This is a genomic window from Enterobacter cloacae complex sp. 2024EL-00711, from assembly GCF_047529885.1.
In the GTDB taxonomy this organism is placed as follows: Bacteria; Pseudomonadota; Gammaproteobacteria; order Enterobacterales; family Enterobacteriaceae; genus Enterobacter; species Enterobacter ludwigii.
The window spans coordinates 211,237-237,266 of the sequence record NZ_JBLIZC010000006.1 but is presented as its reverse complement, the minus strand read 5'-3'; the positions used below and the strand labels follow the sequence as shown (position 1 = coordinate 237,266).

Annotated in this window: 26 protein-coding genes; 21 read left to right on the top strand and 5 right to left on the bottom strand. The window is 53.6% G+C overall.

Annotation, left to right across the window (positions count from 1 at the left end; genetic code table 11):
• Positions 1-3 precede the first annotated feature (3 nt).
• The 20 genes from asnC (at position 4) to phoU (ending at position 20,077) form a co-directional block, all read left to right on the top strand.
• Positions 4-462, top strand: coding sequence for a transcriptional regulator AsnC (gene asnC, locus ACMVME_RS18130; RefSeq protein ID WP_014172275.1), 459 nt, complete (start codon positions 4-6; stop codon positions 460-462).
• Positions 463-552: 90 nt separating this feature from the next.
• Positions 553-1,002, top strand: a complete 450-nt coding sequence (gene mioC, locus ACMVME_RS18125) for an FMN-binding protein MioC (protein WP_020882767.1) — start codon at positions 553-555, stop codon at positions 1,000-1,002.
• Positions 1,003-1,376: 374 nt separating this feature from the next.
• A complete protein-coding gene (gene mnmG / locus ACMVME_RS18120) occupies positions 1,377-3,266 on the top strand; it encodes a tRNA uridine-5-carboxymethylaminomethyl(34) synthesis enzyme MnmG (protein ID WP_032679278.1) in 1,890 nt (629 codons plus the stop codon).
• A gap of 100 nt (positions 3,267-3,366) precedes the next feature.
• A complete protein-coding gene (gene rsmG, locus ACMVME_RS18115) occupies positions 3,367-3,990 on the top strand; it encodes a 16S rRNA (guanine(527)-N(7))-methyltransferase RsmG (protein ID WP_032679279.1) in 624 nt (207 codons plus the stop codon).
• Positions 3,991-4,606: 616 nt separating this feature from the next.
• Positions 4,607-4,987: a F0F1 ATP synthase subunit I gene (atpI, locus tag ACMVME_RS18110; RefSeq protein ID WP_251858949.1), complete on the top strand. Its 381-nt coding sequence runs from the start codon at positions 4,607-4,609 to the stop codon at positions 4,985-4,987.
• An 8-nt stretch (positions 4,988-4,995) separates the two neighbouring features.
• Positions 4,996-5,811: a F0F1 ATP synthase subunit A gene (gene atpB / locus ACMVME_RS18105; protein ID WP_014172280.1), complete on the top strand. Its 816-nt coding sequence runs from the start codon at positions 4,996-4,998 to the stop codon at positions 5,809-5,811.
• Positions 5,812-5,860: 49 nt separating this feature from the next.
• The gene (gene atpE / locus ACMVME_RS18100; protein WP_000429386.1) at positions 5,861-6,100 is read left to right on the top strand and encodes a F0F1 ATP synthase subunit C; all 240 of its coding nucleotides are present in this window, start codon (positions 5,861-5,863) and stop codon (positions 6,098-6,100) included.
• Between the two features lie 48 nt (positions 6,101-6,148).
• Complete coding sequence (gene atpF, locus ACMVME_RS18095) at positions 6,149-6,619, top strand: F0F1 ATP synthase subunit B (protein WP_003862370.1); 471 nt, start codon at positions 6,149-6,151, stop codon at positions 6,617-6,619.
• A 14-nt stretch (positions 6,620-6,633) separates the two neighbouring features.
• Positions 6,634-7,167 (top strand): F0F1 ATP synthase subunit delta, encoded by a 534-nt coding sequence (gene atpH, locus ACMVME_RS18090; protein ID WP_014172281.1) that lies wholly within the window; start codon positions 6,634-6,636, stop codon positions 7,165-7,167.
• Positions 7,168-7,179: 12 nt separating this feature from the next.
• Positions 7,180-8,721, top strand: a complete 1,542-nt coding sequence (gene atpA, locus ACMVME_RS18085) for a F0F1 ATP synthase subunit alpha (RefSeq protein WP_006808751.1) — start codon at positions 7,180-7,182, stop codon at positions 8,719-8,721.
• A 51-nt stretch (positions 8,722-8,772) separates the two neighbouring features.
• The gene (gene atpG, locus ACMVME_RS18080) at positions 8,773-9,636 is read left to right on the top strand and encodes a F0F1 ATP synthase subunit gamma (protein ID WP_020882764.1); all 864 of its coding nucleotides are present in this window, start codon (positions 8,773-8,775) and stop codon (positions 9,634-9,636) included.
• Positions 9,637-9,667: 31 nt separating this feature from the next.
• The gene (atpD, locus tag ACMVME_RS18075; protein ID WP_006177559.1) at positions 9,668-11,050 is read left to right on the top strand and encodes a F0F1 ATP synthase subunit beta; all 1,383 of its coding nucleotides are present in this window, start codon (positions 9,668-9,670) and stop codon (positions 11,048-11,050) included.
• Between the two features lie 20 nt (positions 11,051-11,070).
• Positions 11,071-11,490: a F0F1 ATP synthase subunit epsilon gene (locus tag ACMVME_RS18070; protein ID WP_006177560.1), complete on the top strand. Its 420-nt coding sequence runs from the start codon at positions 11,071-11,073 to the stop codon at positions 11,488-11,490.
• A 305-nt stretch (positions 11,491-11,795) separates the two neighbouring features.
• The gene (gene glmU / locus ACMVME_RS18065; protein ID WP_014172285.1) at positions 11,796-13,166 is read left to right on the top strand and encodes a bifunctional UDP-N-acetylglucosamine diphosphorylase/glucosamine-1-phosphate N-acetyltransferase GlmU; all 1,371 of its coding nucleotides are present in this window, start codon (positions 11,796-11,798) and stop codon (positions 13,164-13,166) included.
• Positions 13,167-13,394: 228 nt separating this feature from the next.
• Positions 13,395-15,224, top strand: coding sequence for a glutamine--fructose-6-phosphate transaminase (isomerizing) (gene glmS / locus ACMVME_RS18060; RefSeq protein WP_044857050.1), 1,830 nt, complete (start codon positions 13,395-13,397; stop codon positions 15,222-15,224).
• A 321-nt stretch (positions 15,225-15,545) separates the two neighbouring features.
• Positions 15,546-16,586 (top strand): phosphate ABC transporter substrate-binding protein PstS, encoded by a 1,041-nt coding sequence (pstS, locus tag ACMVME_RS18055; RefSeq protein WP_014172287.1) that lies wholly within the window; start codon positions 15,546-15,548, stop codon positions 16,584-16,586.
• An 80-nt stretch (positions 16,587-16,666) separates the two neighbouring features.
• Complete coding sequence (gene pstC / locus ACMVME_RS18050; protein ID WP_014172288.1) at positions 16,667-17,626, top strand: phosphate ABC transporter permease PstC; 960 nt, start codon at positions 16,667-16,669, stop codon at positions 17,624-17,626.
• Positions 17,626-18,516: a phosphate ABC transporter permease PstA gene (gene pstA / locus ACMVME_RS18045; RefSeq protein ID WP_014172289.1), complete on the top strand. Its 891-nt coding sequence runs from the start codon at positions 17,626-17,628 to the stop codon at positions 18,514-18,516. Before pstC ends, pstA begins: the two co-directional genes overlap by 1 nt.
• Before the next feature lie 47 nt (positions 18,517-18,563).
• A complete protein-coding gene (gene pstB, locus ACMVME_RS18040) occupies positions 18,564-19,337 on the top strand; it encodes a phosphate ABC transporter ATP-binding protein PstB (RefSeq protein WP_014172291.1) in 774 nt (257 codons plus the stop codon).
• Positions 19,338-19,351: 14 nt separating this feature from the next.
• Positions 19,352-20,077, top strand: a complete 726-nt coding sequence (phoU, locus tag ACMVME_RS18035) for a phosphate signaling complex protein PhoU (protein WP_008500182.1) — start codon at positions 19,352-19,354, stop codon at positions 20,075-20,077.
• Between the two features lie 84 nt (positions 20,078-20,161).
• On the opposite strand, the gene yieH is transcribed toward phoU, so the two are convergent.
• The gene (gene yieH / locus ACMVME_RS18030) at positions 20,162-20,827 is read right to left on the bottom strand and encodes a 6-phosphogluconate phosphatase (protein WP_014172293.1); all 666 of its coding nucleotides are present in this window, start codon (positions 20,825-20,827) and stop codon (positions 20,162-20,164) included.
• Positions 20,828-20,992: 165 nt separating this feature from the next.
• Between yieH and ACMVME_RS18025 the strand changes: the two genes are divergently transcribed.
• Positions 20,993-22,330 carry an NCS2 family permease gene (locus ACMVME_RS18025; RefSeq protein ID WP_251858948.1) on the top strand — a complete coding sequence of 446 codons (1,338 nt, stop codon included), beginning with the start codon at positions 20,993-20,995 and terminating at the stop codon, positions 22,328-22,330.
• A gap of 87 nt (positions 22,331-22,417) precedes the next feature.
• On the opposite strand, the gene ACMVME_RS18020 is transcribed toward ACMVME_RS18025, so the two are convergent.
• From ACMVME_RS18020 to ACMVME_RS18005, 4 genes are all read right to left on the bottom strand, one after another.
• Positions 22,418-22,984 (bottom strand): NADPH-dependent FMN reductase, encoded by a 567-nt coding sequence (locus ACMVME_RS18020; RefSeq protein ID WP_020882759.1) that lies wholly within the window; start codon positions 22,982-22,984, stop codon positions 22,418-22,420.
• A gap of 36 nt (positions 22,985-23,020) precedes the next feature.
• Positions 23,021-23,767 carry a 4'-phosphopantetheinyl transferase family protein gene (locus ACMVME_RS18015; protein WP_014172296.1) on the bottom strand — a complete coding sequence of 249 codons (747 nt, stop codon included), beginning with the start codon at positions 23,765-23,767 and terminating at the stop codon, positions 23,021-23,023.
• A gap of 122 nt (positions 23,768-23,889) precedes the next feature.
• Complete coding sequence (yidZ, locus tag ACMVME_RS18010) at positions 23,890-24,861, bottom strand: HTH-type transcriptional regulator YidZ (RefSeq protein ID WP_040018322.1); 972 nt, start codon at positions 24,859-24,861, stop codon at positions 23,890-23,892.
• Positions 24,830-26,005, bottom strand: a complete 1,176-nt coding sequence (locus tag ACMVME_RS18005) for an MFS transporter (RefSeq protein WP_068795368.1) — start codon at positions 26,003-26,005, stop codon at positions 24,830-24,832. Before ACMVME_RS18005 ends, yidZ begins: the two co-directional genes overlap by 32 nt.
• Between the last annotated feature and the right edge of the window lie 25 nt (positions 26,006-26,030).

Here is a 26,030-nt window from a genome sequence, read left to right as displayed (position 1 = left end):
GCTATGGAAAATTATCAGATCGATAATCTGGACCGCGGCATCCTGGAGGCCTTAATGGCCAATGCACGTACTGCCTATGCGGAACTGGCGAAACAGTTTGGCGTCAGTCCGGGCACAATCCACGTCCGCGTGGAAAAGATGAAACAGGCGGGGATCATTACCGGCGCACGTATCGACGTCAGCCCTAAGCAGCTGGGTTATGACGTCTGCTGCTTTATTGGCATTATTCTCAAAAGCGCCAAAGATTATCCGTCAGCCCTGGCGAAGCTCAACGCGCTTGAAGAAGTCACGGAGGCCTACTACACCACCGGGCACTACAGTATCTTTATAAAGGTGATGTGCCGCTCCATTGATGCCCTCCAGCAGGTACTTATCAACAAGATCCAAACAATTGATGAAATTCAGTCCACTGAAACATTGATCTCCCTGCAGAACCCGATCATGCGTACCATCCGCCCCTGATCGGGCAAATTCATTCCCACATTTTCCACAGGTAGATCCCAGCTCGTTCACAGCGTACAATGAGCCCCTCTTTATTTGAGCGAGCGATCAATGGCAGACATTACCCTTATCAGTGGCAGCACCCTGGGCGGCGCGGAATACGTTGCGGAACATCTGGCTGAGAAGCTGGAAGACGCGGGCTTTTCCACCGAAACACTGCACGGCCCGTTGCTTGACGATCTCCCGACTGATGGGGTCTGGCTACTGATCACCTCGACGCACGGCGCAGGCGATCTGCCGGATAATCTGCAACCTTTATATGACGAACTGCTGGAACAGCAGCCTGACCTGTCAAACGTCCGTTTTGGCGCGGTGGGTATCGGCAGTCGTGAATATGACACCTTTTGCGGTGCAATAGAGAAAGTCGAAGCCGCTGTGACTGCCTGTGGGGCAAAACAGCTGGGTGAAACACTGAAGATCAACATCCTCGATCATGACATTCCGGAAGATCCAGCGGAGATCTGGCTGGGTGAATGGAAAAATTTACTCAAAAACGATTAAAGATCGCGCGAACAGATGTGGATAACTCTGGTTAAAAGCTCGTATTAAGCGGTAGTTATCCAAGTTATAACTCTGAGGCCGTTTTGGCCCTGTGTATAAAGTCGCGATCTGATCCCAGCTTATACTGGCCAGGATCACCGATCATTCACAGCAAACGATCCTTTCTAACTGCATGATCTTCATCGTGAGATCGGGCTTATCCACAGAGGTACGCGATCCTAATAAGAGATCACAATAGAACAGATCTCTAAATAAAAAGATCTTCTTTTTAATAGCCCAGGATCCCAATGCTTTCTCGAAAGACTAAAGTTGAGTAGAATCCACGGCCCGGGCTTCAATCCATTTTCATACCGCTTTACGCGAGGCAGACCACCATGTTTTATCAGGATCCTTTTGACGTCATCATCATTGGCGGGGGTCATGCAGGCACTGAGGCCGCAATGGCCGCAGCGCGAATGGGTCAGCAGACCCTGCTTTTGACACACAATATCGACACGCTGGGACAAATGTCCTGTAATCCGGCGATTGGCGGCATTGGGAAAGGACACCTGGTAAAAGAAGTGGATGCACTTGGCGGCCTGATGGCGAAAGCGATCGATCATGCCGGCATCCAGTTTAGGATACTAAACGCGAGCAAAGGTCCCGCTGTGCGCGCCACCCGTGCTCAGGCAGACCGCGTGCTTTACCGTCAGGCGGTACGTACTGCCCTGGAGAATCAGCCAAACCTGATGATCTTCCAGCAGGCGGTAGAAGATCTTATCGTTGAAAACGATCGCGTTGTGGGTGCCGTAACCCAGATGGGCCTCAAGTTCCGCGCTAAAGCCGTCGTACTGACAGTCGGGACCTTCCTGGATGGCAAAATCCATATCGGTCTGGATAACTACAGCGGTGGCCGTGCTGGCGATCCGCCGTCCATTCCGCTGTCTCGTCGCCTGCGTGAACTTCCGCTGCGCGTCAGTCGCCTGAAAACAGGCACGCCACCGCGTATTGATGCGCGCACCATTGATTTCAGCGTGCTGGCACAACAGCACGGTGATAACCCCATGCCGGTGTTCTCGTTCATGGGCAATGCGGCTCAACATCCGCAGCAGGTACCGTGCTACATCACGCATACCAACGAAAAAACCCATGACGTGATCCGCAATAACCTTGACCGCAGCCCAATGTACGCTGGCGTGATCGAAGGGATCGGCCCGCGTTACTGTCCGTCGATCGAAGACAAAGTGATGCGCTTTGCCGATCGTAACCAGCACCAGATCTTCCTGGAGCCGGAAGGACTGACGTCAAATGAAATTTACCCGAACGGCATCTCCACCAGCCTGCCGTTCGATGTGCAGATGCAAATTGTTCGCTCAATGCAGGGTATGGAGAACGCGAAAATCGTTCGTCCTGGCTACGCTATTGAGTACGATTTCTTCGATCCGCGTGACCTGAAGCCAACCCTGGAGAGCAAATTCATCCATGGTCTGTTCTTCGCCGGCCAGATTAACGGCACGACCGGTTACGAAGAAGCTGCCGCTCAGGGTCTGCTTGCCGGTCTGAACGCAGCACGCTTCTCTGCGGAGAAAGAGGGCTGGGCACCTGCGCGTTCTCAGGCTTATCTGGGCGTGCTGGTCGACGATCTCTGCACCCTGGGTACCAAAGAACCGTACCGTATGTTTACCTCTCGCGCGGAATATCGCCTGATGCTGCGCGAAGATAACGCCGACCTGCGTCTGACCGAAGTGGGTCGTGAACTGGGTCTGGTGGATGACGAACGCTGGGCGCGCTATAACGAAAAACTGGAACGCATTGAGCAGGAACGTCAGCGTCTGAAAACCACCTGGGTGAATCCACAGGCGGAAACCGCTGCAGAAGTGAATGCTCACTTAACTGCGCCGCTTTCGCGCGAAGCCAGCGGCGAAGACTTGCTGCGTCGCCCTGAAGTGACCTACGAGAACCTGGTGAAACTGACTGCGTTCGCGCCTGGCCTTGAAGACGCTGAAGCGGCTGAACAGGTTGAGATCCAGGTCAAATACGAAGGTTACATCGCGCGTCAGCAGGATGAGATTGAAAAACAGCAGCGCAACGAAAATACGCTGCTGCCGGAAATGCTGGACTACCGTCAGGTGACGGGGCTTTCCAATGAAGTGATCGCCAAGCTGAACGATCACAAGCCTGTGTCGATCGGTCAGGCGTCCCGTATCTCCGGTGTCACACCTGCCGCGATTTCGATTCTGCTGGTGTGGCTGAAAAAGCAAGGTATGCTGCGCCGTAGCGCATAATATCCAGTGCTTTTGGCGGGTGGCGCTTCGCTACCCGCCCTGCTAATTCGTAGGCCCGGTAAGCGCCACCGGGCAATTTATGTCTAAACAGGTACCCACTGTGCTCAATAAACTCTCTCGTCTGCTGGAACAGGCAGGTATTTCGCTCACCGATCACCAGAAAACTCAGCTGGTGGCCTATGTCGATATGCTGAACAAATGGAATAAAGCGTACAACCTGACGTCTGTTCGCGACCCCAACGAGATGCTGGTTCGTCATATCCTCGATAGCATCGTGGTTGCGCCGTATCTTAAAGGGGAGCGCTTTATCGATGTGGGCACAGGTCCTGGCCTGCCGGGGATCCCGCTGTCGATTGTCCGCCCTGAGAGCCATTTCACGCTGCTGGACAGCCTTGGCAAACGCGTCCGTTTTTTACGTCAGGTACAGCATGAGCTGAAGCTGGAGAATATCGCCCCTGTACAGAGCAGGGTAGAGGCGTTCCCCGCGGAGCCACCGTTTGACGGTGTTATCAGCCGCGCGTTTGCGTCGCTCAATGATATGGTGAGCTGGTGTAAGCACTTGCCTGCACAAGATGGCCGCTTTTATGCCCTGAAAGGGCAGTTGCCGGGCGATGAAATTGAACAGCTTCCGGAGGGTTTTGCTGTCGAATCCGTTGAGAAATTAAACATTCCTCAGCTTGAGGGTGAACGCCATCTGGTGATAATTAAGCCAAACAATTTTTAAATATTTAATAAAAATTGTGGAATTAGTGCTGTTCTGACCATGTTAAATAACAGCACTAATTCTCGGGTTTTACCGAAGAGAGTTTAACCTCTGTGTTACTAAGGTTTTTCTAACGGTTAACGTAACAGCCATTGTTCAGCATGAAGATAGTCAACATCGAAAATATCAGCCTGCTAAAAGTGGAATACGGCAACCAGAATCGAATGTTAAATATTTATTAAGAATGTCAATAAAAGGTTTTTATTGTATACCGGGCTGTTTTGAAAATAGTTACGATAATTTGTCTTTAATTTCATAAAGATGAAATAAACCGATTTGCGTCTTTGATAAATACACCCTTATCGCAAATGTGTATTTTGTGATCTCGTGCACGCTTTGTAGCCAACGTTTTCGCACTGTTTGCAGTTTTGGTCGAAGGTCGTGGCTTTCAGGAAAAGTTAAAAAATAGCGGCGGGGAAAAATATTTAAACATTTATTCACCTTTTCGCTACTTAATGTTTGAAATCACGGGTGCGCACCGTATAATTTGACCGCTTTTTGATGCTTGACTCTGAGCCTTAAAGGACGTTTTATACGACACGCGGCATACCTCGAAGGGAGCAGGAGTAAAAACGTGATGTCTGTGTCGCTCTTGAGTAGAAACGTTGCTCGTAAGCTTCTGTTCATTCAGTTTCTGGCTGTGATAGCAAGTGGACTGCTGTTTAGCCTCAAAGACCCCTTCTGGGGCATCTCCGCCGTGTGCGGGGGTTTGGCGGTTGTTCTGCCAAACGTATTGTTTATGATTTTTGCCTGGCGTCATCAGGCGCATACACCCGCCAAAGGCCGTGTGGCCTGGTCCTTCGCTCTCGGTGAAGTGTGTAAGGTGTTGCTGACCTTAGCTCTACTGGTGATGGCGCTGGCGGTTTTGAAAGTGGTATTCATGCCGCTGATAGCAACGTGGGTTTTGGTGCTGGTGGTACAAGTTCTGGCTCCAGCTGTAATCAACAACAAAGGGTAAAAGGCATCATGGCTTCAGAAAATATGACGCCGCAGGATTACATAGGTCACCATCTGAATAACCTTCAGCTGGACCTGCGTACATTCTCGCTGGTGGATCCGCATAACCCCCCGGCCACCTTCTGGACGATCAACATCGACTCCATGTTCTTCTCGGTCGTTTTGGGTCTTCTGTTCCTGGCCATGTTCCGCGGTGTTGCGAAAAGAGCGACCAGCGGTGTTCCAGGGAAATTCCAGACGTTCATCGAAATGATCATCGGCTTCGTCCATGGCAGCGTCAAAGACATGTACCATGGTAAGAGCAAGCTGATTGCTCCGCTGGCCCTGACCGTGTTCGTTTGGGTGTTCCTGATGAACCTGATGGACCTGCTGCCAATCGATTTCCTGCCGTGGATTGGCGAACATGTCCTCGGTCTGCCAGCACTGCGCGTGGTGCCGTCCGCTGACGTGAACATCACCCTGTCGATGGCGCTGGGCGTGTTTATCCTGATTCTTTTCTACAGCATCAAAATGAAAGGCGTAAGCGGCTTCGTGAAAGAGCTTACCTTGCAGCCGTTCAACCACTGGGCGTTTATTCCGGTCAACCTGATCCTGGAAGGCGTTAGCCTGCTGTCCAAACCTGTTTCACTGGGTCTGCGACTGTTCGGCAACATGTATGCGGGTGAGCTGATTTTCATTCTGATCGCGGGTCTTCTGCCGTGGTGGTCACAGTGGATTCTGAATGTGCCTTGGGCCATTTTCCACATCCTGATCATTACGCTGCAAGCCTTTATCTTCATGGTTCTGACGATCGTCTATCTGTCGATGGCGTCTGAAGAGCACTGATTTTTTACCAACACTACTACGTTTTAATTGAAACAAACTGGAGACTGTCATGGAAAACCTGAATATGGATCTGCTGTACATGGCTGCCGCTGTGATGATGGGTCTGGCGGCTATCGGTGCTGCGATCGGTATCGGCATCCTCGGGGGCAAATTCCTGGAAGGCGCAGCGCGTCAACCTGATCTGATTCCTCTGCTGCGTACTCAGTTCTTTATCGTTATGGGTCTGGTGGATGCTATCCCAATGATCGCTGTAGGTCTGGGTCTGTACGTGATGTTTGCTGTCGCGTAGTAGTAGTTTTAAAACCCTAAGCCACAGATATTAAAGAGGTATTGTGCTGTGAACATGAACGCAACAATCCTCGGCCAGGCCATCGCGTTTATTCTCTTTGTCTGGTTCTGCATGAAGTATGTATGGCCGCCTTTAATGGCTGCCATCGAAAAACGTCAGAAAGAAATTGCTGACGGTCTGGCTTCTGCAGAACGCGCTAAGAAAGATTTGGACCTTGCACAGGCCAACGCGACAGACCAGCTGAAAAAAGCGAAAGCGGAAGCTCAGGTTATCATCGAACAGGCTAACAAACGCCGTTCGCAGATCCTGGACGAAGCCAAAGCTGAAGCAGAACAGGAACGTACTAAGATCGTGACACAAGCTCAGGCTGAAATTGAAGCTGAGCGTAAACGTGCTCGCGAAGAACTGCGTAAGCAGGTTGCGATTCTGGCTGTTGCTGGCGCCGAGAAGATCATCGAACGTTCCGTGGATGAAGCTGCTAACAGCGACATCGTGGACAAACTTGTCGCTGAACTGTAAGGAGGGAGGGGCTGATGTCTGAATTTGTTACGGTAGCTCGCCCCTACGCCAAAGCAGCTTTTGACTTTGCTGTCGAACACCAAAATGTCGATCGCTGGCAGGATATGCTGGCGTTTGCCGCTGAGGTGACGAAAAACGAACAAATGGCCGAGTTGCTTTCTGGTGCGTTAGCGCCTGAAACTCTCGCCGCGTCGTTTATCGCCGTGTGCGGAGAGCAACTGGATGCCAATGGTCAGAACCTGATTAAGGTAATGGCAGAAAATGGTCGTCTCCGTGTGCTCCCGGATGTTCTCGAGCAGTTTGAGCACTTACGTGCCCTTAGTGAAGCTACCGCTGAAGTCGAAGTGACTTCTGCGACTGAACTGAGTGATGAACAGCTTGCGAAAATTACCGCCGCGATGGAAAAACGTCTGTCACGCAAAGTTAAGCTGAATTGCAAAATCGATAAGTCTGTAATGGCAGGCGTAATCATCCGTTCGGGTGATATGGTCATTGATGGCAGCGTACGCGGCCGTCTTGAACGCCTTGCAGACGTCTTGCAGTCTTAAGGGGACTGGAGCATGCAACTGAATTCCACCGAAATCAGCGAACTGATCAAGCAGCGCATTGCTCAGTTCAGTGTTGTGAGCGAAGCTCACAACGAAGGTACTATTGTTTCTGTAAGTGACGGTGTTATCCGCATCCACGGCCTGGCCGATTGTATGCAGGGTGAGATGATTTCCCTGCCGGGTAACCGTTACGCTATCGCACTGAACCTGGAGCGCGACTCCGTAGGTGCAGTTGTGATGGGTCCATACGCTGACCTCGCCGAAGGCATGAAGGTTAAGTGTACTGGCCGTATTCTGGAAGTGCCGGTTGGCCGTGGCCTGCTGGGTCGCGTTGTTAACACCCTGGGTGCGCCAATCGACGGTAAAGGTCCGGTTGAGCACGATGGCTTCTCCCCAATCGAAGTTATCGCACCAGGCGTTATCGACCGTCAGTCCGTTGATCAGCCAGTGCAGACTGGTTATAAGTCCGTTGATGCCATGATTCCAATCGGTCGTGGCCAGCGTGAACTGATCATCGGTGACCGTCAGACCGGTAAAACCGCGATGGCTATCGACGCCATCATCAACCAGCGTGACTCCGGCATCAAATGTGTGTACGTGGCTATCGGCCAGAAAGCGTCCACCATTTCTAACGTGGTTCGTAAACTGGAAGAGCACGGCGCGCTGTCTAACACCATCGTTGTTGTGGCGACCGCTTCTGAATCTGCTGCACTGCAATACCTGGCACCATACGCCGGTTGCGCAATGGGCGAATACTTCCGTGACCGCGGTGAAGATGCGCTGATCGTATACGATGACCTGTCTAAACAGGCCGTTGCATATCGTCAGGTTTCCCTGCTGCTCCGTCGTCCACCTGGACGTGAAGCGTTCCCTGGCGACGTATTCTACCTCCACTCTCGTCTGCTGGAGCGTGCTTCCCGCGTTAACGCGGAATATGTCGAGAACTTCACCAAAGGTGAAGTGAAGGGTAAAACCGGCTCTCTGACCGCGCTGCCAATCATTGAAACCCAGGCGGGTGACGTTTCTGCGTTCGTTCCGACCAACGTAATCTCCATTACCGATGGTCAGATCTTCCTGGAAACCAACCTGTTTAACTCCGGTATTCGTCCGGCAGTTAACCCGGGTATCTCCGTATCCCGTGTGGGTGGTGCTGCTCAGACCAAGATCATCAAGAAACTGTCCGGTGGTATTCGTACCGCGCTGGCACAGTATCGTGAACTGGCTGCGTTCTCTCAGTTCGCATCCGATCTGGACGAAGCAACCCGTAAACAGCTGAGCCACGGTCAGAAAGTGACCGAGCTGCTGAAGCAAAAACAGTACGCACCAATGTCTGTTGCTCAGCAGGGCCTGGTTCTGTTCGCGGCTGAACGCGGTTACCTCGAAGATGTGGAACTGGCGAAAATCGGTAGCTTCGAAGCCGCTCTGCTGGCTTACGTCGACCGTGATCACGCTCCGCTGATGCAAGAGATCAACCAGACCGGTGGCTATAACGACGAAATCGAAGGCAAGCTGAAAGCTATCCTCGATTCCTTCAAAGCAACCCAATCCTGGTAATCGTCCGGCGGCTTGTCTCAGGACAAGCCGCCTGGCATTGAGGAGAAGCTCATGGCCGGCGCAAAAGAGATACGTAGTAAGATCGCAAGCGTCCAGAACACGCAAAAGATCACTAAAGCGATGGAGATGGTCGCCGCTTCCAAAATGCGTAAATCGCAGGATCGCATGGCGGCCAGCCGTCCTTATGCAGAAACCATGCGCAAAGTGATTGGTCACCTTGCAAACGGTAATCTGGAATATAAGCACCCTTACCTGGAAGAACGCGACGTTAAGCGCGTGGGCTACCTGGTGGTGTCGACCGACCGTGGTCTGTGTGGCGGCTTGAACATTAACCTGTTCAAAAAACTGCTGGCGGATATGAAAGCATGGTCTGAAAAAGGCGTTCAGTGCGATATCGCAATGATCGGCTCTAAAGGCGTCTCTTTCTTTAACTCCGTTGGTGGCAACATTGTCGCTCAGGTGACGGGTATGGGTGATAACCCTTCCCTGTCCGAGCTGATCGGCCCGGTTAAAGTGATGTTGCAGGCTTACGATGAAGGCCGTCTGGACAGACTGTACGTTGTCAGCAACAAATTTATTAACACCATGTCTCAGGTTCCAACGCTCACTCAGATGCTGCCTTTACCGGCATCAGAAGATGACGAGCTGAAGCAAAAATCCTGGGATTACCTGTATGAACCCGATCCGAAACCGCTGTTGGATACCCTGCTGCGTCGTTACGTTGAATCTCAGGTTTATCAGGGCGTTGTAGAAAACCTGGCCAGCGAGCAGGCCGCACGAATGGTGGCGATGAAAGCCGCGACCGATAATGGCGGCAGCCTGATTAAAGAGCTGCAGTTGGTTTACAACAAAGCTCGTCAGGCCAGCATTACTCAGGAACTCACCGAGATCGTCTCGGGGGCCGCCGCGGTTTAACCAGGTTTACGAATTACGTAGAGGATTCAAGATGGCTACTGGAAAGATTGTCCAGGTAATCGGCGCCGTGGTGGACGTCGAGTTCCCTCAGGACGCCGTACCACGCGTGTACGACGCGCTTGAGGTACAGAATGGTAACGAGAGCCTGGTGCTGGAAGTTCAGCAGCAGCTCGGCGGCGGTATCGTGCGTACCATCGCGATGGGTTCTTCCGACGGTCTGCGTCGTGGTCTGGAAGTTAAAGACCTTGAGCACCCGATCGAAGTCCCGGTAGGTAAAGCAACACTGGGTCGTATCATGAACGTATTGGGTCAACCAATCGACATGAAAGGCGACATCGGTGAAGAAGAGCGTTGGGCTATCCACCGCGCAGCACCTTCCTACGAAGAGCTGTCCAGCTCTCAGGAACTGCTGGAAACCGGCATCAAAGTTATCGACCTGATGTGTCCGTTTGCGAAGGGCGGTAAAGTTGGTCTGTTCGGTGGTGCGGGTGTAGGTAAAACCGTAAATATGATGGAGCTGATCCGTAACATCGCGATCGAGCACTCCGGTTACTCCGTATTTGCGGGCGTAGGTGAACGTACTCGTGAGGGTAACGACTTCTACCACGAAATGACCGACTCCAACGTTCTGGACAAAGTATCCCTGGTTTACGGCCAGATGAACGAGCCACCAGGAAACCGTCTGCGCGTTGCGCTGACTGGCCTGACTATGGCTGAGAAGTTCCGTGACGAAGGCCGTGACGTTCTGCTGTTCGTTGATAACATCTATCGTTACACCCTGGCCGGTACTGAAGTATCTGCACTGCTGGGTCGTATGCCTTCAGCGGTAGGTTATCAGCCGACGCTGGCGGAAGAGATGGGTGTTCTTCAGGAACGTATCACCTCTACCAAAACCGGTTCTATTACCTCCGTTCAGGCGGTATACGTACCTGCGGATGACTTGACTGACCCATCCCCAGCCACCACCTTTGCGCACCTTGACGCAACCGTGGTACTGAGCCGTCAGATCGCGTCTCTGGGTATTTACCCGGCCGTTGACCCGCTGGACTCCACCAGCCGTCAGCTGGATCCACTGGTTGTGGGTCAGGAACACTACGACACCGCGCGTGGCGTACAGTCCCTGCTGCAGCGTTACCAGGAACTGAAAGACATCATCGCCATCCTGGGTATGGATGAGCTGTCTGAAGAAGACAAACTGGTGGTAGCACGTGCGCGTAAGATCCAGCGCTTCCTGTCCCAGCCGTTCTTCGTTGCGGAAGTATTCACCGGTTCTCCGGGTAAATACGTTTCCCTGAAAGACACCATCCGTGGCTTTAAAGGCATCATGGAAGGCGAATACGATCACCTGCCGGAGCAGGCGTTCTACATGGTTGGTTCCATCGACGAAGCCGTGGAAAAAGCCAAAAAACTTTAACGCCTTAATCGGAGGGTGATATGGCAATGACTTACCACCTGGACGTCGTCAGCGCAGAGCAACAAATGTTCTCTGGTCTGGTCGAGAAAATCCAGGTAACGGGTAGTGAAGGTGAACTGGGTATTTTCCCGGGTCACGCACCGCTGCTCACCGCCATTAAGCCTGGTATGATCCGCATCGTTAAACAGTTCGGTCATGAAGAGTTTATCTATCTGTCCGGCGGCATTCTTGAAGTGCAGCCTGGCAGCGTGACCGTTCTGGCCGATACCGCTATTCGTGGCCAGGATCTCGACGAAGCACGAGCCCTGGAATCGAAGCGTAAGGCTGAAGAGCACATTAGCAGCTCTCATGGTGACGTGGATTACGCTCAGGCGTCTGCGGAGCTGGCCAAAGCGATCGCGAAACTGCGCGTTATCGAGTTGACCAAAAAAGCGATGTAACACCGGCTTGAAAAGCACAAAGCCAGTCTGGTTTCCAGGCTGGCTTTTTTTATGGTGTCGTATCACACCGATCTTTATTCATGATCCAAAAGAATAGCTAAGCTATTGTGTGTGCTAGCGACTTATCGCGAGAAGGCTATTTTCCACAGAAAAAGGGGTTTACTCTGCCCCTAAAAATGGCCTCAAATAGCCATTATTGGCTGATGTTGAACGTTTTACCGCCATTCCATTTTATGACGCAAAATATGTAGAATTTTCAACGTCAACGGGTTTAACTTCTTACTCAAATTACAGTCAGGACGCGTATGTTGAACAATACAATGAGCGTGGTCATCCTTGCCGCCGGTAAAGGTACCCGCATGTATTCCGATCTTCCAAAGGTACTGCACACGCTGGCAGGAAAGCCGATGGTGCAGCATGTCATTGATGCCGCTAATGAACTGGGTGCCCGTCAGGTCCATCTGGTCTATGGTCACGGCGGCGATCTGCTTAAAAAGACGCTGAACGATGACAAACTCAACTGGGTGCTTCAGGCAGAACAGTTGGGGACCGGACACGCCATGCAGCAGGCCGCCCCGTTCTTTGCGGATGACGAAGATATTCTGATGCTTTACGGCGACGTCCCGCTGATCTCTGTCGACACCCTTGCCCGCCTGCGTGAAGCTAAACCGCAGGGTGGCATCGGGTTGTTAACCGTCGTGCTTGACGATCCGACCGGCTATGGCCGCATTACCCGCGAAAACGGTAACGTAACGGGTATCGTTGAGCATAAAGATGCCAGCGACGCACAGCGTCAGATTCAGGAGATCAACACCGGTATCCTGATTGCCAATGGCGCGGACCTGAAGCGCTGGCTGTCGAAGCTCACCAACAATAATGCGCAGGGTGAGTACTACATCACCGACATCATCGCGATGGCCTATCAGGAAGGGCGTGAGATTGCGGCGGTTCATCCGGCACGCATTAGCGAAACCGAAGGGGTGAATAACCGCCTTCAGCTTTCCCGCCTGGAACGCGTTTATCAGTCCGAACAGGCTGAAAAACTGCTCCTGGCAGGCGTTATGCTGCGCGACCCGGCGCGTTTCGATCTGCGCGGGACCTTATCTCACGGGCGCGACGTTGAAATCGATACTAACGTTATCCTTGAAGGCAACGTCACGCTTGGCCACCGCGTCAAAATTGGTGCCGGTTGTGTTATCAAAAACAGCGTCATCGGTGACGACTGCGACATTAGCCCGTACAGCGTGGTTGAAGATGCACATCTGGACGCGGCATGCACCATTGGGCCGTTCGCACGTCTGCGCCCTGGCGCTGAATTGCTCGAAGGCGCCCATGTTGGCAACTTCGTTGAGATGAAAAAAGCGCGTCTGGGCAAAGGTTCCAAAGCCGGCCATTTAACCTACCTGGGCGATGCAGAAATTGGCGATAACGTGAACATTGGTGCAGGAACAATCACCTGCAACTATGACGGTGCCAACAAGTTTAAAACCATCATCGGTGATGATGTGTTTGTCGGTTCTGATACACAGCTGGTGGCACCGGTGACGGTCGGGAACGGGGTAACCATTGCCGCTGGGACGACCGTGACGCGCGATGTTGCCGACAATGAGCTGGTGCTGAGCCGCGTGCCGCAGGTTCACAAGCAGGGCTGGAAACGCCCGGTGAAGAAAAAGTAACGACCTGCACCCCGCTCTCTCCCGCGAGGAGAGCGCTCGTTCGGTGCGGTGTTTTTTGCCCTCGCCCCTCTGGGGAGAGGGATGGGGTGAGGGGATAACATAATCCTCCCCCCAAAGGCAGTACTTATAACAATAACCCCACTCTCTACAAGGCTCGGGGTGCCCGGAAAGGGCAAATACAGGTCAGCGACAACGCATGGCATAACGCCATAATCAGGAAATTAAACTATGTGTGGAATTGTTGGCGCAGTTGCGCAGCGTGATATTGCTGAAATTCTTCTCGAAGGTTTACGTCGTCTGGAATACCGTGGTTACGACTCTGCCGGTCTGGCAGTTGTGGATGCAGAAGGGCATATGACCCGTCTGCGTCGTCTCGGTAAAGTGCAGATGCTGGCCCAGGCTGCGGAAGATCATCCGCTGCACGGTGGCACGGGTATTGCGCACACCCGCTGGGCGACCCACGGCGAACCGTCTGAAGGCAATGCGCACCCGCATGTGTCCGAACACATCGTGGTAGTGCATAACGGCATTATCGAAAACCACGAACCGCTGCGCGAAGAACTTAAAGCGCGCGGCTATACCTTCGTCTCTGAAACCGACACCGAAGTTATTGCTCACCTGGTTCACTGGGAGCTGGAGCAGGGCGGTACACTGCGTGAAGCGGTGCTGCGCGCGATCCCTCAGCTGCGCGGTGCATACGGTACGGTAATCATGGATTCACGCGATCCGTCCACGCTGCTGGCCGCACGTTCCGGTAGCCCAATGGTTATCGGTCTGGGCATGGGCGAGAACTTTATCGCCTCTGACCAGCTGGCACTTCTGCCGGTTACCCGTCGCTTTATCTTCCTGGAAGAGGGTGATATCGCGGAAGTGACGCGTCGCAGCGTGACGGTATTCGATACCAAAGGCGAGCAGGTGAAACGCCCGGAGATCGAATCCAATCTGCAGTACGACGCAGGCGACAAAGGCGCTTACCGTCACTACATGCAGAAAGAAATTTACGAGCAGCCGAACGCCATCAAAAACACCCTGACCGGGCGCATCAGCCACGGCGAGGTGGACCTGAGCGAACTGGGTGCCAACGCCAATGAGCTGCTCGGTAAGGTTGAGCATATTCAGATCGTGGCCTGCGGTACCTCCTACAACTCCGGTATGGTCTCCCGCTACTGGTTTGAATCCCTGGCCGGTGTTCCGTGTGACGTGGAAATCGCTTCAGAATTCCGCTACCGCAAATCCGCGGTGCGTCGTAATAGCCTGATGATCACCCTTTCCCAGTCTGGCGAAACGGCGGACACCCTGGCGGCGCTGCGTCTCTCTAAAGAGCTGGGCTATCTGGGCTCTCTGGCCATCTGTAACGTGCCGGGTTCTTCGCTGGTTCGTGAATCCGATCTGGCGCTGATGACCAACGCAGGCACGGAAATCGGCGTGGCCTCCACCAAAGCGTTTACCACTCAGCTGACCGTTCTGCTGATGCTGGTGGCGAAACTGGCGCGTCTGAAAGGGCAGGATGCGGCTGTTGAGCATGACATCGTTCATGGCCTGCAGGCGCTGCCAAGCCGTATTGAGCAGATGCTGTCTCAGGACAAACGCATTGAAGCGCTGGCGGAAGATTTCTCTGACAAACATCACGCCCTGTTCCTCGGCCGTGGCGATCAGTATCCAATTGCGCTGGAAGGCGCGTTGAAGCTGAAAGAGATCTCCTACATCCACGCGGAAGCTTACGCAGCAGGCGAGCTGAAACACGGCCCGCTGGCGCTGATTGACGCAGACATGCCGGTCATCGTTGTGGCACCTAACAACGAACTGCTGGAAAAACTGAAGTCCAATATCGAAGAAGTCCGCGCCCGCGGTGGTGTACTGTACGTCTTCGCCGATAAAGACGCCGGCTTTGCGAGCAGCGACAATATGCACATCATCGAGATGCCGCATGTGGAAGAGGTGATTGCCCCTATCTTCTACACCGTTCCGCTGCAGTTGCTGGCCTACCACGTCGCGCTGATCAAAGGCACTGATGTTGACCAGCCACGTAACCTGGCGAAATCGGTCACCGTAGAATAATCCCCTCAGGCTCCACCTTCGGGTGGAGCTTTTTTATCCTTCCTGGTTTGTTTTTAATCAACCCATCCGCATTTTTATTTATGACAATCTGTCATCTTCAGCTACTTTTTTCAGTGTCACATAAAGAAAATATTTCTGAAAACTTGCTGTCATGTAAGTGGTTAACTAGATGATAATTAAATGAATTTTTACTGATATTTAAGCTAAATTTTCATTGTCATAAAACTGTCATAATTCGTACATTTATCTGTCACCTGTTTGTCCTATTTTGCTCATCGTAGCCACTAAACAACGATTTACGAAAATCTTGCAGGAGACATTATGAAAGTTATGCGTACCACTGTCGCAACTGTTGTCGCCGCGACCTTATCTCTGAGCGCGTTCTCTGTATTTGCAGAAGCAAGCCTGACTGGCGCTGGTGCAACCTTCCCTGCGCCGGTGTATGCCAAATGGGCGGATACCTACCAGAAAGAAACCGGTAACAAGGTTAACTATCAGGGTATCGGCTCCTCCGGTGGCGTAAAACAAATTACCGCGAATACCGTTGATTTCGGCGCATCAGACGCTCCACTGTCTGATGACAAACTGGCGCAGGAAGGCCTGTTCCAGTTCCCGACCGTTATCGGTGGTGTTGTGCTGGCCGTTAACATTCCAGGCCTGAAATCAGGCGAGCTGGTCCTGGACGGCAAAACCCTGGGTGACATCTACCTCGGTAAAATCAAAAAATGGGATGACGAAGCCATCACCAAACTGAACCCGGGTGTCAAACTGCCTTCGCAGAACATCGCAGTGGTTCGTCGTGCAGATGGTTCCGGTACCTCTTTCGTTTTCACCAGCTACCTGGCGAAAGTGAACGAAGAGTGGAAATCTAAAGTCGGTTCCGGTTCTACCGTTAACTGGCCAACCGGTCTGGGTGGTAAAGGCAACGACGGTATCGCCGCGTTCGTACAGCGTCTGCCTGGTTCTATCGGCTATGTAGAGTATGCGTACGCTAAGCAGAACAACCTGTCTTACACCAAACTGGTTTCTGCCGATGGTAAGCCAGTCAGCCCGACTGAAGAGAACTTTGCTAACGCTGCAAAAGGCGCTGACTGGAGCAAATCCTTCGCTCAGGATCTGACTAACCAGAAAGGCGATGGTGCGTGGCCAATCACCTCTACCACCTTCATTCTGGTTCACAAAGAGCAGAAGAAACCTGAGCAGGGCGCTGAAGTGTTGAAGTTCTTCGACTGGGCGTACAAAAACGGCGGCAAACAGGCTAACGCGCTGGATTACGCCACCCTGCCGGACAACGTGGTTGAGCAGATTCGCGCTGCATGGAAAACCAACGTGAAAGACAGCAGCGGTAAAGCATTGTATTAATTTAGCATTCTGACGAAAATGGCGGGTGGCGCTCGCGCTACCCGCCGATTTCGTAAACGCGTTTAACAGAAGAGTGATTTATGGCTGCAACAAAGCCTGCATTTAACCCTCCGGGTAAAAAAGGTGACATGATTTTCAGCGCGCTGGTCAAACTGGCTGCGCTGATTGTGCTATTGCTGCTGGGCGGCATTATCGTGTCCCTGATTTTCTCCTCCTGGCCGAGCATCCAGAAATTCGGTTTCTCCTTCCTGTGGACCAAAGAGTGGGATGCGCCGAACGATATCTACGGTGCGCTGGTGCCGATTTACGGCACGCTGGTGACGTCGTTTATCGCCCTGCTGATTGCGGTGCCGGTGAGCTTTGGTATTGCCCTGTTCCTGACGGAACTGGCGCCGGGCTGGTTGCGTCGTCCACTGGGTATCGCCATTGAACTGCTGGCCGCTATTCCAAGTATCGTGTACGGCATGTGGGGCCTGTTTATCTTTGCTCCCCTGTTCGCAACGTACTTCCAGGAACCGGTGGGTAATGTTCTCTCCGCCATTCCGTTTGTCGGCACCCTGTTCTCTGGCCCGGCTTTCGGTATCGGTATTCTGGCTGCGGGGGTGATCCTCGCCATTATGATTATTCCGTACATTGCGGCGGTAATGCGCGATGTCTTCGAACAAACCCCGGTGATGATGAAAGAGTCGGCCTACGGCATCGGCTGCACCACCTGGGAAGTTATCTGGCGCATCGTCCTTCCGTTCACCAAAAATGGGGTGATTGGCGGCGTCATGCTGGGTTTAGGCCGTGCTTTGGGTGAAACCATGGCGGTGACCTTTATTATCGGTAACACCTACCAGCTCGACAGCGCCTCCCTCTACATGCCGGGTAACAGTATTACTTCCGCACTGGCGAATGAATTTGCCGAAGCGGAATCCGGGCTGCACGTCGCGGCGCTGATGGAACTGGGCCTGATCCTGTTTGTGATTACCTTCATTGTGCTGGCGATCTCCAAGCTGATGATCCTGCGTCTCGCAAAAAATGAGGGGGCACGCTAATGGCAACTCTCGAAATGCAAAGCACCACTGCGCTGGCGGAATCCCGTCGCAAAATGCAGGCGAAGCGTCGTTTCAAAAACCGCGTTGCGTTGACGCTCTCAATGGCAACGATGGCGTTCGGTCTGTTCTGGCTGGTCTGGATCCTGTTCTCGACCGTTGTGCGCGGCATCGACGGGATGTCGCTGTCACTGTTCACCGAGATGACGCCGCCGCCAAATACGGCGGGTGGCGGCCTGGCGAATGCCCTGGCGGGAAGCGGTTTGCTGATCCTCTGGGCGACGGTAGTTGGTACGCCGCTTGGCATTATGGCGGGGATTTATCTGGCGGAGTACGGGCGTAAATCCTGGCTGGCAGAGGTGATTCGTTTCATTAACGACATCCTGCTGTCTGCGCCGTCTATCGTGGTCGGTCTGTTTGTTTACACCATTGTGGTGGCGCAAATGGAACACTTCTCCGGCTGGGCAGGTGTGATTGCGCTGGCGCTGCTGCAGGTACCTATCGTCATTCGTACCACCGAGAACATGCTGAAACTGGTGCCGGATAGCCTGCGTGAAGCGGCTTACGCGCTGGGCACGCCGAAGTGGAAAATGATCTCTGCGATTACGCTGAAAGCCTCCGTCTCCGGGATCATGACCGGTATCCTGCTGGCCATTGCCCGTATTGCAGGCGAAACGGCGCCGCTGCTGTTTACTGCCCTCTCCAACCAGTTCTGGAGTACAGACATGATGCAGCCGATCGCCAACCTGCCGGTGACGATTTTTAAATTTGCGATGAGCCCATTCGCGGAATGGCAGCAGCTGGCCTGGGCCGGGGTGCTGATCATTACCCTTTGCGTACTGTTGCTGAACATTCTGGCGCGCGTCATTTTCGCGAAGCAGAAACACGGTTAAATTTTTACGGCGCGGCAGATCGCGGCGCCGAATGAGGAAATGAGTCAATGAGTATGGTTGATACTGCCCCGGGTAAGATTCAGGTTCGTGATTTGAACTTCTACTACGGCAAATTCCATGCCCTGAAGAACATCAACCTGGATATCGCCAGGAACCAGGTCACGGCATTTATCGGTCCGTCTGGCTGTGGTAAATCCACGCTGCTGCGTACCTTTAACAAAATGTATTCGCTCTATCCGGAGCAGCGTGCCGAAGGTGAAATCATCCTGGACGGCGATAACATTCTGACCAACAGCCAGGATATCGCCCTGCTGCGTGCGAAAGTCGGGATGGTGTTCCAGAAACCGACGCCGTTCCCGATGTCCATCTATGACAACATCGCCTTTGGCGTACGTCTGTTTGAAAAGCTCTCCCGTACGGATATGGATGAGCGCGTTCAGTGGGCTTTGACCAAGGCCGCATTATGGAACGAAACCAAAGATAAGTTGCACCAGAGCGGTTACTCTCTCTCCGGTGGTCAGCAGCAGCGTCTGTGCATTGCGCGTGGTATCGCCATTCGCCCGGAAGTATTGTTGCTGGATGAGCCGTGTTCAGCTCTGGACCCGATCTCAACCGGCCGTATTGAAGAGTTGATCACCGAGCTGAAGCAGGATTACACCGTGGTTATCGTGACCCACAACATGCAGCAGGCTGCGCGTTGTTCCGATTACACGGCGTTTATGTACCTGGGCGAGTTGATTGAGTTCAGTAATACGGACGATCTGTTCACCAAGCCCGCTAAAAAGCAAACAGAAGACTATATCACCGGTCGTTACGGTTGATTCAGGAGCGCGCTATGGACAATCTCAATCTTAACAAACACATTTCAGGCCAGTTCAACGCAGAGCTGGAAAGTATTCGCACTCAGGTGATGACCATGGGTGGCATGGTTGAGCAGCAGCTTTCCGATGCCATTACCGCGATGCACAACCAGGACAGCGAGCTGGCAAAGCGCGTTATCGAAGGTGATAAAAACGTCAATATGATGGAAGTCGCCATTGATGAAGCCTGCGTGCGTATTATCGCCAAGCGTCAGCCAACGGCGAGCGACCTGCGTCTGGTTATGGCGATCATCAAAACCATCGCCGAGCTGGAGCGTATTGGTGACGTTGCAGATAAAATCTGCCGCACCGCGCTGGAGAAATTCTCTCAGCAGCACCAGCCACTGCTGGTGAGCCTCGAGTCGCTGGGTCGTCATACCGTGCAGATGCTGCATGACGTACTGGATGCCTTTGCGCGTATGGATCTGGACGAAGCGGTACGTATCTACCGTGAAGACAAAAAGGTCGACCAGGAGTATGAAGGCATCGTGCGTCAGCTGATGACCTACATGATGGAAGACTCCCGTACGATCCCAAGCGTCCTGACCGCGCTCTTCTGCGCGCGCTCAATCGAGCGTATCGGTGACCGTTGCCAGAACATTTGCGAATACATCTTCTACTTCGTGAAAGGACAGGATTTCCGTCACGTTGGCGGCGATGAGCTGGACAAGCTGCTGGCGGGTAAAGATCCGAAAGAGTGATGCGCTAACATGCCCGGTGCTGCTGAGCTTACCGGGCCTGCGAGCCTTATAGGCCGGATAAGCGTCAGCGCTATCCGGCTTTTTTTAGCGAGTAATATTCCACCCGCGAGCCTTCCACAATTCTGGCAGCTGCGCCAGATCGGTGAAGGTCGTCACTTTTGGATGATCGATCGGTTTGTTGTGCGGATCGGCGCAGAAGTAAAACACCTCCATACCCGCATCAATCCCCGACTGCGCTCCCGCAGAAGAGTCATCCACCAGAATGCAGTTCGCCACGTTAACGTTCATCGCTTTTGCTGCATGGAACATCAACGCCGGGTCTGGCTTCCAGCGCTGGATATCGTAGCCGCTGAACAGTTTTTCCGGGAAGTGGTGCAACATTTCAAGCTTACCCAGCGAGTGCTGCATTTTGCTGACCGGACCGTTCGAGACCACGCAGATGGGCACCGTCATCGCATCCAGAAGCGCATTCGCCCCGGCAATGACCTCCAGTTCGGAGTCGAAGAGGCGTGCGACCTCGGCGCGGTAGACCGGCTCCAGATCTGCTTTCGCCAGATCCACACCGTGCTCTTCGTTAATGATGTCGATGATCTCGTAGAGCTTCACACCTTTAAAGCGTTTAAACACCTCTTCGAGATCCAGCGTAATGCCAAATTCCCTGAACATGGTCACATACGCGCGGGAACAAATGACCTCACTGTCGACCAGCGTACCGTCGCAGTCGAAAAATACCGCTTCAATTCCGGACATGCCTTTCCCTTTTTACAAGTTTAACGTTTACGTACGGCAGTTTAATGAGACGCAATCGTTGCCGTATAAGCAAAATCAATGAAAAAAGTATCTTGTAACCGCCACTATTGTCGCATTTTGGTATAGGATAGCGACGAATTTTCCCTCCTTGTTCGGAAATTGATGATGAGTCAACAACACACTACCCAGACATCTGGTCAGGGTCTGCTTGAGCGCGTGTTTAAACTGCGTGAGCACGGCACAACGGCACGCACCGAAGTGATCGCCGGTTTCACCACCTTCCTGACGATGGTCTATATCGTTTTTGTTAACCCACAAATTCTGGGCGTTGCTGGCATGGACACCAGCGCCGTCTTCGTGACCACCTGTCTGATCGCTGCGCTGGGCAGTATCCTGATGGGCGTGTTCGCTAACCTGCCCGTGGCGCTGGCCCCGGCAATGGGCCTGAACGCTTTCTTCGCGTTCGTGGTCGTCCAGGCGATGGGTCTGCCATGGCAGGTTGGCATGGGCGCTATCTTCTGGGGCGCGGTTGGCCTGCTGTTGCTGACCATTTTCCGCGTACGTTACTGGATGATAGCCAATATTCCGGTGAGCCTGCGCGTGGGCATTACCAGCGGTATTGGTCTGTTTATCGGCATGATGGGTCTGAAAAATGCAGGCGTTATCGTGGCTAACCCGGACACGCTGGTGAGCATCGGTCACCTGACCTCGCACAACGTGCTGCTGGGCGTGCTGGGCTTCTTTATCATCGCTATCCTGGCCTCGCGCAATATTCATGCGGCCGTGCTGGTTTCCATCGTGGTCACCACGCTGCTGGGCTGGATGCTGGGCGATGTGCAGTACAAAGGGATTGTCTCCGCGCCACCGAGCGTGTCCACCGTCATTGGGCACGTCGATCTGGTAGGCTCCCTGAACCTGGGTCTGGCGGGCGTGATTTTCTCCTTCATGCTGGTTAACCTGTTTGACTCCTCCGGTACGCTGATTGGCGTGACCGACAAAGCCGGCCTGGCGGATGAGAATGGGAAATTCCCGCGCATGAAGCAGGCGCTGTTTGTTGACAGTGTCTCCTCTGTCACCGGCGCGTTTATCGGTACATCGTCTGTTACCGCTTACATTGAATCCTCTTCAGGTGTCTCTGTGGGTGGCCGTACCGGTCTGACGGCGGTTGTGGTGGGTATCCTGTTCCTGCTGGTGATCTTCCTGTCGCCGCTGGCGGGCATGGTGCCTCCGTATGCAGCAGCCGGCGCGCTGATCTACGTGGGGGTGTTAATGACCTCCAGCCTGTCGCGCGTGAAGTGGGATGATTTAACCGAAGCGGTGCCTGCGTTTATTACCGCGGTGATGATGCCGTTCAGCTTCTCGATTACCGAAGGTATCGCGCTGGGCTTTATCTCCTACTGCGTCATGAAGATTGGTACCGGTCGCTTCCGCGACCTCAGCCCGTGCGTCATCATTGTGGCGCTGCTGTTTGTGCTGAAGATTGTTTTTATTGATGCCAAATAAACAGAAAGCCCTTTTCGTCGAAAAGGGCTTTTGTGTTTGCGCCCTCTCCCGGTGGAAGAGGGCCAGAGTGAGGGGGTCAGGCTACGTTTAAGCTTTCACTCGCTTAATATAATCACCAAACGCGGTCAGTTGGCCAGAAAGATGGTCACGCGTACTTTGATCCACCACTTCACCCGTCTGCGGGTCGACCTTGTTCTGAATCACGCCCCCCATAAATTCCGGTTTGTTCATTACCATCGCATCCAGGAAGACCAGGATCTGACGCAGATGGTACTGGCAGCGTGCCCCGCCAATCGCGCCCATAGAGCTGGTCTGGATCAGCACCGGTTTACCCGACAGCGGCTGCTCCGGGAGACGGGATAACCAGTCAATGGCGTTCTTCAAGCCACCCGGAACGGAGTAGTTATATTCAGGCGTAACAATGACCACGCCGTCTGCCTGGCGGATCTGCTCTGCAAGCGCTTCTACGCTCTGTGGAAACCCTTCTTCCTGCTGCACGTCCGCGTCGTAAAGCGGAATGTCGCCAATCGATGGCAGGGCGCTAATGTCCATACCTGCCGGTGCCAGCTGAGGCAGCGTGCGGGCAACCATCCCGTTAAATGAACCTTTGCGCAGGCTTCCCAGTAACGTAACAACTTTCAACGTATCAGACATGATTACTCCTGTTTCATCATGATGACCCTGAATGGATCAGCTAAGGGTATATGCTTTTTCTGCCGGTAAACTGGTTAATCTCATCAGGCGCGCGGCGGGTTCGTTGGCTCGCTCGGGCACATCCGGAAGGCTACTCCATCCGTGTTGACTGTCAAATTCCCAGATTTTCAATCGTTCGATGGCGGGGGTCACCGCGATGGACCAAATCAGTACGTCTTCGGCATCGCTGAGCGCCTCTACCAGCGTGGCTTTAGCGGAACGCAGGCGTCCGGAGCCTGGAAGCAATTGCAGCAGGCTGGCGTCGTCTGATGCACAGCCACAGAGCTTTCGAATGCTCTGGCGTAAGGTAATGAGCTGAGCTCTGGCCTCGATGGGATCGTTCTGGTTACGCACCCACAGCTTTTCATTGCTGGAAAGCGGGTAGTCATCGTGCGGGTTCGCGCCGTGGAAGCCACGGGTTGCGTGCTGAAGCTCCATGTCCAGGCCGCAATCCCCTTCAGTAGTGAGCGCGACGCCAATGATATTGCCCGTGTAGGCAATGGAGAAACGCGGCAGCTCCGGGTCGGCAAAGACCGGGCGGCCTTCAGGTTGGGTGAGGATATCCGGCAGTTCACTGGTGCCGTACAGCATGAACATCAGCTCAGCGAGAAGCGCGCGGGATGCCAAAAACCGCGTCCGGCGATGCTCCGGCAGTTTACGTGCTTCCTGGTGACACGCGGATGAAATTCTGGCCGATACGAGATGTCCCTCTGTCAGTATCCCTCTTGCAAAGTGCGTTGCCATTTTTCGCTCCTTGATAATGGTCGTATTCGGTTAAACGGTTACATGATTATCGCTTAACTTGCCTTCTGTTTTAATCAGTAAATGGGAGTAAGAGAAGCCTGAGGACCCAACTTTACATTTTCTTAGGCAAAAATAAGCGCTGGAGCGGCATATAGCGCTTTGATTGTCTCACGGAGCCAGAGGATTTTCGGATTATGGCTGTTTCGTTTATGCCAGATCAGCGTGAAAGGAACGGTCAGTTTTTCAGCCTGGGCTTCATCAATGGGAATGGGCAGGGCGATCAGCTTACGCTGGTGGAGTTGATTATAGTGATGGCAGTAGTGTGGCGCCGTGGCGATGTAGTTATGGCCGGGCTGCGCCGCCATAAACATCGACTGTTCGAAACCGGGCAGGCTCATGGCGATATTACGCTCACGTCCCATCTCTCTGAGCACCTCATCAAGCGCCCAGGTGTCGCTGCGCTCCCAGAAGATGCTGATATGCGGATAGCGCAGGAAAGTCTCCAGGTTCCACTCTTCCTGAAGAGCCGGATGATCTTCGCGCAAATAGACGCAAGGGCGGTCGCTGAACAGAATTTCGTAGTCGATAAACCACGGCATCAGCTTCAACAGCTCGCGGGAGCGCGGATGCGTTTCACGGCCCGTGAAGCCAAGATCGACTTCTCCGCGCGTAATGGCATCCACCGAGTCGTAATCCCAGTGGCGCATCTTTACCGTGGCCTGTGGATAGCGCTGATTGACCTGCTCGAGCAGGGCATTAAAACGGATCAACATCAGAGGCGTTTCCGCGGCCAGCACGAACGTCAGCCCGCCCGGGGAGTCATGATGGAATTTATCGAGGATCTGATTGCCAATCTGCATCCAGTCGGCCAGATCCTGCTCCAGACTCATCGTCAGCGGTGTCGGCAGCAGGCCTAACGGTGTTTTCACAAACAGCGGATCGTCAAACCAGTCGCGCAGTTTCGCCAGCGATTTACTTACCGCGGACGGGGTCACGTTCATCCGTTTCGCGGCTTTGGTTACGCTGCGCTCCTGCAGCAAAAGCTGCAGGCACAACAACAGGTTAAGATCGAGACTGCTGATTGGCTTCTTCATAATGGGCCGCGGGCTGGATGACCATAAGTAAGGTAATGCAGAGCATGCTACAACCAATCAGAATCCCGATCAGCATATTGAGCGCATTAAGGCCGATGACCGCCGCCAGCCATATCCACAGCGACGAACCGCAGACCTGCGCAATACCCAGTACCGAGCTTGCCACACCCGCGCGCAGCGAGAACGGGCCAAGTGCCTGACTCATCGCCACGCCAAAGCCGACGGAGAAGCCGGCGCAAATCAGCGTAATCCCTACCAGCATCAGCGCATGTGTGCTGGTGGTCGCCAGAATCCCCCCCGCAGCGAGGAACAGCACCTGCGAAGTTAGCATGAGCGTGCGCTGACGGAAGATATTCAGTGCGAACGGCGTCGAGAACGAGACGGCCATACTGACCATCGCGGTGAGTGCCATCACGGTGGAATACTCACCGCGATCAAACCCCATGGTCTCCATCAGCAATACCGGGGAAACGTTTACATACGTCAGGATCACCGCCACGCTCAGTGTGGTAATGGCCAGGCGACTCAGGAAAAAGCGGTTTAGCAGCGTCTCGGCCGGATGAAGGGTTGCCGTATGGCCTGCGTTTTGCGAGCCTGGATGGGTCTCTTTCAGCACCGTGATCGAGAGGATAAAGACCAGCGCACCCATGGCCGCCATCGTCCAGAACAGGCTCTGCCACGGGAATTTCAGCATGATCAGATAGCCCACCACCGGCGCCATCACCGGAATGATGCAGGTAATACCGTTGAGCATGGAAAGCACTTTGGCACGGCGCTGGGCGCTTAAGGTATCGCGCAGGATGGCGAAGGCCACCACATAACAGCCACCGGCACCTACCCCCTGGATAAAGCGTCCTGTCAGGAACAGGGTACTGTCCTGGGCCAGGGAGCAGAGCATTGACGCCAGCGCGAAGATGATGGCACAGGTAATGGCCACGGGCTGACGACCCGCTTTGTCCGCGATTTTCCCGGCAAATACCATCGATGATGCCATCCCGGCGAGATAGGCCGAAAACGCAATATGCAGCTGCGCCTCGCTGGCACCCAGATCGCGGGCAATGTGCGGCAGCCCCACCAGATACATATCAATACCCGATGGATAGAGCAGAACCAGCGCAAAACTACAAAACAGAAAACGAGCCATAAACCCCCCATAGATGCAGGCAAGC